Source organism: Shewanella sp. VK101 (assembly GCF_056497865.1).
The window spans coordinates 4,121,182-4,133,083 of sequence record NZ_CM151402.1 but is presented as its reverse complement, the minus strand read 5'-3'; the positions used below and the strand labels follow the sequence as shown (position 1 = coordinate 4,133,083).

Below are 11,902 nucleotides of genomic sequence, written 5' to 3'. Positions count from 1 at the left end.
AGGCGTTTGCACCTTTTTGGATGAGTTGGGTTTGAAATAGGTGCCAAACGAAAACTTAAAGTCATACCTGAAAAAAGGACAGTCCAAGAACTGTCCTTTTTCGATTCAAAATATGGCCAGAATCTTTAAATATTTTCAGTCTGCCAGGTTCATTTATCAGTGCTTTTTTGCCAGCCAATTTACCAAGTATCACCATGTGCTTAATTAGCAGCTCTCTGCTGTTTGATGCGAATTTCCCCTCTCTAGTGAAATTAAAGATCCTTGAAGTGAGAAATAGGTCACAAATAAGCTTTTGCTGATTTAGCTCTATTAACAGACTCTATATTGATTAATTGGTGATGTATGTCACGCTAATTAATTGCTTCACTATCAAAGTTATACATTATGGTCATTTTGACCAGATAATTTGACCAATGGCTATTTGGAGCTAAATCCTGTTGATTTGTGTTTTTAAATTGGCCTTTGGTTTTTAATTCTTTTTCATAAATTAATTTTGGTTTTAATTTCTGTGGCCGCGATAGTGTGTTGTTGATCACATGTCTGTATTTGTTATTTATTGTCATTTCTTAGGATACTCCTGCTGTGAGTAAGGACTTTACCTGACTCGAGTCTGTGGCACCCATGCCGCAGTTGGAAATTGCACATAACAAGAGAGTGTGTGAAATGACAATGAACAGACGACAGTTTTTCAAACTCTGTGCTGCCGGAGCTGCAACATCTGCAATCTCTGCACTGGGATTGATGTCTGAAAAGGCATTTGCTGCGGTCAGACAATTCAAACTGCTCAGGGCGAAAGAGACGCGCAATAACTGCTGCTATTGTTCAGTAGGTTGTGGCTTATTGATGTACAGCCAAAGCAGTAATGGCAAGAATGCCGAGCAGCACATCTTCCACATCGAAGGTGATGCCGATAACCCAATCAATCGCGGTGCCTTGTGTCCCAAGGGGGCCGGGTTGGTGGATTACGTGAACAGTCCTCATCGACTGAAATACCCTGAAGTCAGGGCTCCCGGCAGTGATAAATGGCAACGTATCAGTTGGGAGGAAGCGTTTAAACGCATCGCTCGCTTGGTCAAGGATGAGCGTGACGCGAACCTGGTTGAGAAAAACGCCAAGGGCCAAACTGTAAACCGTTTGACCAGTCTGGGGATGATGACCTCGTCGGCACAGGCCAACGAAGGTTGCTTCATGACCCATAAATTTGGTCGTGCCATAGGCATGCTGGGCCTGGATAACATTGCCAGGGTATGCCATGCGCCGACACCGGCCGCCATGGCACCGACCTTTGGCCGCGGAGCCATGACCAACCACTGGGCCGATATGAAAAATACCGATCTGGCGATTGTCATGGGGGGAAATGCGGCTGAAGCTCATCCGGTTGGCTTTGGTTGGGTAACCGAGGCGATGGAGCACAATAATGCGCGCTTGATTGTGGTGGACCCTCGCTTTAACCGCAGCGCTGCTGTGGCCGATACCTATGCTCCATTGCGATCAGGTACAGACATCACCTTCTTGCTCGGGGTCATCCGTTATCTGCTCAGCACCAATCAAATCAACCTTGAGTATGTTAAAGCCTATACCAATGCCTCGTTTATCGTGCGTGAAGACTTTGACTTCAACGAGGGGCTGTTCAGTGGTTTTGATGAAACGGCCAACACCTATGACAAGTCTTCCTGGTTCTACGAATTGGATGATGAAGGCTACGCTAAAGTCGATCCAAACATGCAGCATCCCCGCTGTGTATTGAACCTGTTGAAAAAGCACGTTGAACGCTACGACCCTGATACGGTTTCGAGTATCACAGGTACCCCCAAAGAAGCCTATTTGGATGTATGCAAACAGCTTGGGGCTACCCATGTCGACAACAAAGCGGCCACCTTCCTGTATGCGCTGGGCTGGACGCAACACAGTGTCGGTGCGCAGAACATTCGTACCATGGCGATGATCCAGTTGCTGCTGGGTAACATGGGGATCATGGGCGGTGGGGTCAATGCGCTGCGTGGTCACTCAAACGTGCAGGGGGCTACTGACTTGGCGTTGCTGTGCCAAGGTCTGCCTGGTTATCTGAAACTGCCACAGGATCAGGATATTAATCTTGAAGCCTACTTGAACCATTACACGCCCAAACCGCTGCGTCCCAATTCAACCAATTACTGGCATAACTACCCGGCCTTTACTGTGTCGCTGCTGAAATCTTTCTACGGCGATTACGCCACGGCTGAAAACGATTACGGCTATGACTGGTTGCCCAAATGGGATCAACAGTACGATATCAACAAACAGATAGACATGATGGTTCACGGTGAAGTAAATGGATACTTTATTCAAGGTATCAATACCCTGAACTCTCAACCAGATAAACAGAAAGTATCCAAAGGTTTATCAAACCTGAAGTTTCTGGTCATTCTGGATGCCTTGGCGAATGAAACCTCAAGTTTCTGGCGTAATGCGGGGCAGTTCAACGATGTTGATACCGCCAATATTCAAACCGAAGTATTCCGTCTGCCAACCACCTGTTTTGCCGAAGAAAGCGGCTCTATTGCCAATTCCAGCCGTTGGCTGCAATGGCACTTTAAAGGTGCCAATCCACCGGGAGAAGCCCTGTCGGATCCTGCCATTCTCTCCGGTATCATGCTGGAACTGAAACGCTTGTATCGTGAAGAAGGCGGCCGTTTGCCCGAGCCTATTGCAGCAATCAAATGGGATTATGCCATCGAACATGAGCCAAGTTCGGAAGAGCTGGCGAAAGAGATGAACGGCTACGATCTTAAAACCGGCAAGCTGCTGAACAGCTTCACTGAATTGAAAGCCGACGGCTCAACGTCCTGCGGTATCTGGATCTACTCAGGTCAGTGGACAGAGCAGGGCAACATGATGGCCCGCCGCGACAACAGTGACCCATCGGGTAAGGGGATAACGCCCAACTGGTCATTTGCATGGCCTGCCAACCGCCGCATTCTGTACAACCGTGCTTCATGCGATGTGCAAGGAAAGCCAAGGGATCCCAGCCGCGTATTGCTCGAGTACAAAGACGGTAAGTGGCAAGGCATAGATGTGCCTGACTTCAATGCCAAGTTGAATGCTCAGGATTCGGCACACCCATTCATCATGCAGGCCGATGGGGTGGGGCACTTGTTTGCACTGCGCGATTTGAAAGATGGTCCTTTCCCTGAACACTACGAACCCTTTGAATCACCGCTGGCGAGCAACCCCTTGCATCCCAAAGTCACCAATAACCCAGTGGCCCGTATGTTCCAGGGAATGCGTGAAACCTTCGGGACCAATGAAGAGTTCCCATATGTAGGCACAACCTACTCAATGACAGAGCACTTCAACAACTGGACGACTCACTGCCGTTTGGCGGCCATTACCCAGCCACAACACTTTATCGAAATCGATGAAACCCTGGCGGCTCAGAAGGGTATTGCCAATGGGGATTGGGTGAAAGTGACCTCCAAACGATCCCATATCATCACCAAGGCTTATGTGACCAAGCGTCTGCAACCCATGATGGTACAAGGTAAAGCTGTGCACACCATAGGTATTCCACGCCATGGCAGTTATGAAGCACTGACGCAAAAGAGCTATATCGTCAATGAGCTGACTTCTGCAGTGGGGGATGCCAATACGCAAACTCCTGAATACAAAGCATTCCTTGTGAATATTTCTAAAGCGGAGGGCTTTTGATTATGGCTTCTCAGGATATTATTCGCCGCTCGGGTACCGCAGATATCACTCCGGCCGCTCATGCCCGCATCGGCGCGGTACAACATGTGACCAAGCTGTTTGACGCGACTAAATGTACCGGCTGTAAGGCTTGTCAGGTTGCCTGTTCAGAGTGGAACGACCTGCGTGAAGACGTTGGTACTTTCCAGGGCAGTTACCAGAATCCTATGACTCTGTCTCCGGACAGCTGGAACATAATGCAATATCACGAAGTTGTGGATGACAACCAACTGCGTTGGCAGTTTACCCATACCGCCTGTATGCATTGTGCCGACCCGGCTTGTTTAAAAGCTTGCTCAACCGCCGGGGCCATAGTGCAACACGCCAACGGCACTGTGGACTTTGATTCTGACAAGTGTATCGGCTGTGGTTATTGTGCCAGCGCTTGTCCATTCAATGTGCCCAAAGTGAGCGCAAAGGATAACAAGGCCTATAAATGTACTCTGTGTTCAGACCGGCTCGCCGTGGGTTTGGAGCCGTCATGCGTGAAGACCTGTACCACAGGGGCTCTGCGATTTGGAACCCGCGAAGACATGTTGTTCTACGCAGAAAAGCGGGTCGCACAGTTGAAAGAGCGGGGTTATGCCAACGCCGGCCTGTACAACCCTGAAGGGGTTGGCGGCAGTCACTACATGATGATTCTGCACAATATCAATAAGCCGGAAACCTATGGTATGCCGATAGAACCTCGGGTACCGGTTGCAACCGAAATCCGCCAGGACTGGTTGAAGCCTTTGGGCGCTGCCGGCCTGTTGGCCACAGCGGGTATTGCCTTGCTGCACAGGATTACCGTGGGTCGCAATATCGTTGAGGAAGATCAGCCCGGATATGCAGAGCCTGTCACCGAAGCAGAGGAGGAAAAACAATGAGTAACCAGCCGATGATTGTTCGTCATAAGCTCATTGACCGGATCTGCCATTGGGTCATTGTCTTTGTGGGCCTGGTCACCTTCCTGACCGGGTTTGCCTTCTTCTTTCCATCGTTTCAGTGGCTGAGTGGCATAGTGGGTACGCCACAACTGGCGAAAGTGATGCATCCTTTCTTTGGCATAGCTATGTGTGTGCTGCTGGCAGTGATGCTGCTGCGCTACTACAACCACAACAAATGGAACCGGTATGATCTGCCGTGGATGAAGGCCATTGTGTGGGTTTTGCTTCAGAAAGAGGAAAACATTCCTCCAGTTGGTCATTACAACCCTGGCCAAAAGATGTTGTTCCGCTCGTTTGTGGTTTTCGTGTTGGCGTTTATCGTCACCGGCTTCATGATGTGGCAGCCCTACTTTGCTCCTATGTTCTCTGCCGAAGCGGTGAACTGGGCCACCTTGATCCACTCGGCCTGCGGCATCCTGATGCTTATAGCCTTGGTGGTGCATGTATGGATGGCTTGTTGGATTGAAGGTTCTATCACTGGCATGTTGTACGGCAAAGTGTCGAAGGCCTGGGCCCGCAAACACCATCCGGCCATGTTGAACGAACACGAGGAAAACTGACCATGAGTCTTGCCGGCGAGATCCCATCAAGTTTTACCGACAGCTCCCCTTTGGCTTTGAAAGTGCTGATCACGGCCGATCCCAAAGAGGTTTACCTACGCCGCGCGGAGCGCTTGGCCGAGCTTGCCAAGGATTCTTCGCTGGAAGATTATTTGGCGCTGTGTCGCTCCATGGTGTTGGTGCAGCATAAACTATGCGACACCCTAATGGGGCCGGCACCGGATATCGACACCGGCGCCACTATGCCACTGCGCGGGATCCAGAAAAATGGTTACTGGATAGCACTGTTGCAACAACTGCTCAGTGAATTGCTGGATACTGTGCCTGCCAATGTGGTGCAAGTGATACGGCAGTTGATGCGTCAAACACCCGAGCAACTGCAACAGTGGGCGGGCAGCCTGTTGGATGGCCGATTCAGCCAGGTACCGGCAGAATACCGCTTGTTTTTGTGGGCTGCGTTATCTGTTTATTGGAGTCATTGGGCAGCGGCCGTAGCCAGCCGTATGGATACCACTGAGATTAAACAGCAATCCATGTGTCCTGTGTGTGGCAGTCATCCGGTAGCCAGTGTGGTGGTTGATAAACCCCGTGAAGGCCTGCGTTATTTGCACTGCAGTTTGTGTGAAACACAATGGCATTTTATTCGGGCGCATTGCAGCAGTTGCAATCAAGCAAAAGAGATGAGTTTGTGGTCGTTTGACAAATATCAGACGCCGGTTCGCATTGAAAGCTGCGATGATTGCCACGGCTACAGCAAGATGCTGTTTATGAACCTAGATCCCAGGATGGATGCGGTTGCGGACGATATTGCCTCTATGGCTTTGGATGCCAAGTTAAACGCAAAAGGCTTTCATGCTACTACGGTAAATCCGTTTTTGCTGGCAGATGAGCTCTCTGATTAGTTTGGTTATTGGTGTGAATGGCTAAAAACGCGAATTAAGCTCATAGCAACAAGGACAGCTCAGGGCTGTCCTTGTTTTTTAGTTCTTGCTCTTTGACGCCTGTCGGCTCAGAAGGTTGTTTCCCTGCTCAGGGATGCTGCCGATGGAATTGATATCTGGCCTGATGGAACTCATCCGGGCTGTCCGGCGCTTCGCTCTCGCAGTAGTCGCTCAAGTGGGCCTGGCTCAGTTGCCATCCTGCCCGTTCGGCGATTTCCCGCAGTTCATCCAAGAGTGCTTCTTCCATGTCGAAATGCAATGCCTGCAGCATACTCGTGCCCCAGAGGCTGAAGCAGCCGTCATTGCTGTATTTGACCAGCGGGCTCTCGGCTATCGGGCGCTTGGCTTCACCGCGCCAGTAACCCAGGTACTCACCATCGGGCAGTTCGGCCACAAAGGCGATGTGCTTGCAGGTATCACTTATGGCTTTAACGTTGGCGGCTATTTCGGGGTCGGCCCAGTCATCTTCATTCAGGTAACTGGTATCCTCCCACGGTGCCCAATCTTCATCTTCAGGAAAGCGGACGAACAGCTCGCTTTCAAGCCAGTCTCGGCAATGTTTAAGCAGGAAGGCCAAATCTTCGGGGCAAGCTTCATTGCCCAGTCTGTGACTGGACATAAAGGTTGTAGGCATAGGTCCCTCTTGGTTGGTGTAAGTTATTGATGGTTAAATTCAATTTTCTTGGCGGCTTTGCGACAGTGGCCTGAAGATCAGTGAGGGAAAGGCCCGGCTCAGAAGCTCGCTGTCCAAAGACAGTGTTTGAGGCACTATGCCCTGTGTTTCCGGCTGCAGCTTGCCAAACTTCCTTGGTCGATAGATTTTGAGGCAAGCCTGCGCCTCAAACAGTTGATATGGCGCCAGAGTCGAATTTAATTTGCACTCCTTGAGGCCTAACTTGAGGCGGACATTGTCCCCGAGCCGCTCAGGCAGCAAGGTCGGCGCCAACTCGCTTGCCAAGTTGGCTTGCCGCTCCTTGAGTATCAAATAAGCGCAGCAATCCGGGTTATCCAGCAGTAGACGGGTCAAGCGTTTCAGCCAAGGCGTCAGGGTCTCGCCCCCTTCCGGTGGCGTCACCAGCAAGAGTTGCTGCTGGTGGAGCTCGTTGGCGCGAAGATGACGAAACAGCCACAGTGGGCCGCCGAGCAGATCGGACAGCTCTTTGAGCCTCGCCCGCTCGGCTTGGGCCTGCTGCCGCTGTTTTGCCAGCGCCTGCGACAAGCGCTCAACCGATATCTCTTCGCGTTTAAGCTGGTACAGATTCAGGTATTCACCCAGAGTTTGGCTGTAGAGCTCCAGATTGTAGCGCCCCTTACGGGGCACCAACTCGCCGCCGACAGAAAAGGGGCGGCAGTCACTCACTCTGAGGTCGGCGCCGAAATGGCGCCGACAAACCCAGGCTGCCTTGAGCCCTGCCAGTTTGGCCGGCAAGTAGTAGCGTGCAACTACCGGTAGGCTAAGCAACATCAGGAGGGCATACAGCAGCCAGTTGATGGCCTTCAAGTCAGGCCTCGGTCGGTAGATGCTGGCGTACGGCCATTACCTGTTGCATGAAGCTCTGCTCTGTGTGGAACAGTTGCCGCAGCAGTTGACGGAAGTTTTTCACCAGCTCATGTTTGACCCCGGGTTCATCCTCAAGCACCACCCGGAAGTAGTTGCCTATGGCCTCAAAGGAGATGAGATCTGTCTGTTCGCCAAATTGGTTTTGGCAGATGGCCTGGATGATCCTGCTCCAGTCTTCGGCATTCATCTCCAGTGGCAGCAGGCTTTGCACGCTGGCGGCCAGCTGTTTCATAGTGGTCGAGTTCAGCTTGAAGATCACGTTAACAAAACCGAAGTTGGCCATGATCTGGTACAGATCGCGAAGATCCAATGGTACGGCCTCATCAGGGGCTTGTGCAGAATCTTCTGTGGTCTTGTCCTCGGCTGAAGTTGCGGCGCTGGCGGCTTGCCATTCAATCTCATGCTGTACTTCCTCGAGGGCGCCCAGCACAGCTCTCGGGGTGGCAAACAGTTCTCGGAACAACTGCCCCAAGGCCTGCATCTGAGTCAGGCTTGATACCTTGGCGGGCTCTACCTCGAAGACACATAGACCTTTATCATCCTGGGGCTGCAGGGCTTGCGCCAGCTCAGGTGCTCTTTGATTGAACACGGCACAGATAAAGCGTTGCCAGTTGACGGGGTTATTCATATTGGCACCAGGGCACTGGGCCTCTATGGCCGCGCCCAGGGCGCGGGTCTCCTCAAATGCCAGATCCAGACTAACGCTGATACCCTGCAAGGTAACCGATTGGCGGATGATGCGACGGAATTTGAGCCGGGTTTCGTTATCTTTAAAGGTAAGACTTGGCTCAGTTTCGGCCCCCGGCGCCTGAGGTGTTTGGGATGGCTGTGGTTTTGGCTGCTGAAGCTTTGCCAGTTTGGCCGCTGCCTGCGCCGGGCAAACCGGTGGCCGCATGGCTTCAAGGTCTGCAATCGCCGAGACTATGACGTCATCACCATAGTAACGGGCAATTATTTGCAGATATTGTCTGGCCTTTTCACCATGCATCAACAGAAAGCCCAATGGATTCATGCCATCGGCATCCGGGGTTTGCGGTTTGACAAAGCCTATGCTGCCCGAGGATTCAGACTTGAGATTAGGATCCAGCATCCAGGGATCGGCCCCCAGTTCCAGCAAACACTCGAAGATCCCGGGGCGATCGGCGAAGGCGGCCTCGAGCAAGGGATGGCTGCGCCCGGGCGTCAGTTGATTGATCTTGGCTCCCTGTTGCACCAGTTGAGTGACCAGCCCCTTCTTGCTGGCTTCGACAGAAGAGTGGGCATCGTAACAGTACTGGCTGGTGATGGCCGCCAGCAGTGGGGTGTCGCCCAAAGGCGAGACGGCATTGATATTGGCGCCGCGGCTCAACAAAAGGTCGATACAGGATTGAATACCAAAGGTGCAGGCTGTCATCAGCGGCGTGGCCCTGGAGTCGGGATCCGGATCCAGTACCTCTATGTCCATTCCGAGATCCAACAGAGCAGCCACAGTCTTGGCGCGATCGATTGGATTGATGTCCGAATAGTTGGACAAACATTTATGCATGGCATTGGAATGATCGAAGCCGCCGACATGATGAATGTCAGCACCGTGCTCGGCAAACCAGCGCAGCAGTTCCGGGCGTCCCGGCATGGCGGCGGCAAAGATCAGGTTATTGCCCAGATTGTTGACTTCATGGATGTTGAATCCGGTTCTTTGCCACAGATAGCGGACAAACTTGAGACTGGTTTCTTCGTTGATAATAGAATGATATCTCTGAACCGTACTCATCACCCCGGATTCGTGGAACTGTCCCACGGGCACTGTCGGGTCGACACCATAGTCGATCAGCAGATCAAACATGGGGCGGCAGTATTCAAAGTCGTTTTCCGCATCGTAGAGAATGCAGGAGAAAATATGGGTGATATCCGGTTTGGTTGGCGTGCGCTCCACATCCAGGGAGTAGGGCTGATCCACAGCGGCTCCCGCCTCCAGCAGAATTTCCACCGCACTGAGATAGAGTTGTTTGTGTTGTTTGAGCTTGGCGTAGCGAAAACAGAGGAAATACAACAGGCTCCAACGACAGGCATCATTGCCATCCAAACAGAGGCGATCCAGATCCTGTTCGCGCTCTATCAGAAGCCGGAATAGTTCCAGGCCGTCCTCTTCAAGCTCCCACAGTACATCTTCGGTCAGCCAACGTACCTCGGTCCAGGCGCGCATAGTCGGGAAACGTTGCAACAGATATTGCGCCAAAGACCAGCGTTTCTTATGCAGTGCCAGGGTAATTGCCGTTGCCGGGGCTTTGTGGTTGCCGGAGAAGCTCTGATGCACATCGGCCAGTTCAAAATCCGGGAACAGGGCGACGATATCGCCCACAAGTTGCGGACTTTGCAGTGAATGTACCGCCCAGGCGACCGCATCGGCCGGGATCTGGAATTGCTGTCTCAGCTGCAACAGGCGCCGTATTACAGGCTCGTTGCGGGTGCGTATCGCCAGCTCCAGCAGTGAACCTCCGTCATATTGCCGTTGCAGATCCAATCCCAGACGCAGCAAGAGTTCAAAAATGGCTTCGCGATCCTGAGAGGTTTCCTCGGGTTTGTTGGCGAAACAGTGGAAATAACCTGAGACCATCTCCTCTGTGACTTCAACCTGGGTATCACTCAAGGCAATTAAGGTTTCCAGCGTGGCCAGGTCACTGCAGTATTCGAACGCCCAGTTAAGGGTCTTTGGGCTCAAGGGCGGCAGGAAACCTTCGCCCAGCATCTGCTGCACAAACTCATGATCTCTGCGAAGCAAGGCGATATCCAGAGCGGTCCATGCGGAATCTGTCTGTAGCAGGCTGCTGAGCCCTGCCTCCTGCAGCATGCTGAACATGGCACGCTTTTGCGCCGGGTTGGGCTTAACCCTGAGATGGCTTGGATAGAAATGGCTTACCCACATTTCATCATCCATACGGCAGTTTTCATTCACCGGCTCGCCGCGCAGAGCAAAGTTGGGGTTGATGCCACCTTGCAACAATACCTTGAGCAGTTCGAGCCTGGCCTGGCTGATAGTCAGAAACAGGGCACTGCGATTCTCAACGGGATCCACGGCGCCGTGGCGCAGCAACAGGGCGACTTCATCCAGTCTGTCCTGCTCCATGGAACACAAGGCATAAAGAGGCGTGCAGAAGAGTTCGGTGCCACCGGCCGTGGTGAAAGCGAATGCCTGGTTGACATCGGCGCCCTTGGCAATGGCCAGCTCGGCAAATCGGCAGCGTTGGCTGGATGACAGGTTGGTGTGACACAGGATAGGGCCGATAACCGACTTGCCAGTGAAATCTGCTTGGGTTGTCAGATAACGCTCAGCCTCGGCGGCATCGGCAGAAAACAGATCCAGGCTGTCATCCAGTACCAGACGGGACTGCAGCTTCTCCTTGTTCAGCAGCATGCGCGCCACTTCCGGCTGATGGTGGCTGATATCCGCTCCCAGTTCTACCAGGCGAGTCAACAACAGGCGTTGACCATTCTTTATCGTCATCGCCAGCAAGGTGTTACCAGAGTAACGTCGCTCTAAGTCACAGTCGTATTGCTGTTCGTTTAACATATTGAAAATGGAGAGTATTTTCAGTTCTGGCATGGGAGAGTTGAACAGCTGAAACAGCAGTGAATCACAATATTCGCGCTCTTCACTGCCTTGATATTCAATGCCGTGAGACAGCAGTAACTGCACAGTTTGTTGCTCCAGCGCCGGGTTACGACTGAAGCAGTGCCAGAAGAAACATTCATCATCCAAAAGCGCCAGTTGCTGTTCCAACACCGCCTTGACCATACGATAGTCACCGCGGCAGGTGGCCAATGACAAGAGGTTAAATTCACCCTGCCACAGGATATTGAGATTAACCTCTTGCTCGCTGAGCATCAGCACCATCTCTGCCGAGCGCAGCGCTCGTTGCAGCAGATGATTGGGTTTACGCTCTTTATCCAACAAGTGACGAATACCGGCGCCCAGTTTTAATAGGTGCTGGACGACTCTGTCAAACTTGGGATCGGCCTGTTCCAGCACAAAGTCCAGTGGCCTGCATTGGCGAAGTCCGTCCTGAACCAGGCTGTGATCGACATTGTCTGTGCTGACAATTTGGCTGATAGCCACCAGATCCAGGTTGAGAATGTGGTCCTTGAGCGCACCGCCTAAGCTGCGGCTGTCTTCCGTGAAATGTTCCATTGATTAGTCTCTTGATGTTG

The 11,902-nt window shown here is 52.2% G+C and carries 8 protein-coding genes; 4 read left to right on the top strand and 4 right to left on the bottom strand.

The features are described 5' to 3' along the window. Positions 1 to 350: 350 nt before the first annotated feature. Positions 351 to 563 carry a hypothetical protein gene (locus ACSHSR_RS18345; RefSeq protein ID WP_479631029.1) on the bottom strand — a complete coding sequence of 71 codons (213 nt, stop codon included), beginning with the start codon at positions 561 to 563 and terminating at the stop codon, positions 351 to 353. 106 nt (positions 564 to 669) lie between these two features. Between ACSHSR_RS18345 and fdnG the strand changes: the two genes are divergently transcribed. Genes fdnG through fdhE form a run of 4 tightly spaced genes read left to right on the top strand, consistent with a single transcriptional unit; the run spans position 670 to position 6,117 of the window. After that, entirely contained in the window at positions 670 to 3,687 is a 3,018-nt protein-coding gene (gene fdnG / locus ACSHSR_RS18340; protein ID WP_144158789.1) for a formate dehydrogenase-N subunit alpha, read from the top strand. Positions 3,688 to 3,689: 2 nt separating this feature from the next. Next, positions 3,690 to 4,595 (top strand): formate dehydrogenase subunit beta, encoded by a 906-nt coding sequence (gene fdxH / locus ACSHSR_RS18335; RefSeq protein ID WP_071237222.1) that lies wholly within the window; start codon positions 3,690 to 3,692, stop codon positions 4,593 to 4,595. After that, positions 4,592 to 5,215 carry a formate dehydrogenase subunit gamma gene (locus tag ACSHSR_RS18330; RefSeq protein ID WP_101060137.1) on the top strand — a complete coding sequence of 208 codons (624 nt, stop codon included), beginning with the start codon at positions 4,592 to 4,594 and terminating at the stop codon, positions 5,213 to 5,215. Before fdxH ends, ACSHSR_RS18330 begins: the two co-directional genes overlap by 4 nt. Before the next feature lie 2 nt (positions 5,216 to 5,217). Next, complete coding sequence (fdhE, locus tag ACSHSR_RS18325) at positions 5,218 to 6,117, top strand: formate dehydrogenase accessory protein FdhE (protein ID WP_028781092.1); 900 nt, start codon at positions 5,218 to 5,220, stop codon at positions 6,115 to 6,117. Between the two features lie 127 nt (positions 6,118 to 6,244). Here fdhE and ACSHSR_RS18320 read toward each other — a convergent pair whose 3' ends face one another. The 3 genes from ACSHSR_RS18320 to ACSHSR_RS18310 are packed head-to-tail and all read right to left on the bottom strand — an operon-like array spanning position 6,245 to position 11,882. Next, positions 6,245 to 6,790: a hypothetical protein gene (locus ACSHSR_RS18320; RefSeq protein WP_208141278.1), complete on the bottom strand. Its 546-nt coding sequence runs from the start codon at positions 6,788 to 6,790 to the stop codon at positions 6,245 to 6,247. A 39-nt stretch (positions 6,791 to 6,829) separates the two neighbouring features. Beyond that, positions 6,830 to 7,657, bottom strand: a complete 828-nt coding sequence (locus ACSHSR_RS18315; RefSeq protein ID WP_413735985.1) for a hypothetical protein — start codon at positions 7,655 to 7,657, stop codon at positions 6,830 to 6,832. Position 7,658: 1 nt separating this feature from the next. Beyond that, a complete protein-coding gene (locus ACSHSR_RS18310) occupies positions 7,659 to 11,882 on the bottom strand; it encodes an ankyrin repeat domain-containing protein (RefSeq protein ID WP_479631028.1) in 4,224 nt (1,407 codons plus the stop codon). Positions 11,883 to 11,902 lie beyond the last annotated feature (20 nt).

Coding starts and splice junctions, on each gene's coding strand:
- ACSHSR_RS18345 (WP_479631029.1), bottom strand. CDS start 563: ATGACAATAAATAACAAATACAGACATGTGATCAACAACACACTATCG.
- fdnG (WP_144158789.1), top strand. CDS start 670: ATGAACAGACGACAGTTTTTCAAACTCTGTGCTGCCGGAGCTGCAACA.
- fdxH (WP_071237222.1), top strand. CDS start 3,690: ATGGCTTCTCAGGATATTATTCGCCGCTCGGGTACCGCAGATATCACT.
- ACSHSR_RS18330 (WP_101060137.1), top strand. CDS start 4,592: ATGAGTAACCAGCCGATGATTGTTCGTCATAAGCTCATTGACCGGATC.
- fdhE (WP_028781092.1), top strand. CDS start 5,218: ATGAGTCTTGCCGGCGAGATCCCATCAAGTTTTACCGACAGCTCCCCT.
- ACSHSR_RS18320 (WP_208141278.1), bottom strand. CDS start 6,790: ATGCCTACAACCTTTATGTCCAGTCACAGACTGGGCAATGAAGCTTGC.
- ACSHSR_RS18310 (WP_479631028.1), bottom strand. CDS start 11,882: ATGGAACATTTCACGGAAGACAGCCGCAGCTTAGGCGGTGCGCTCAAG.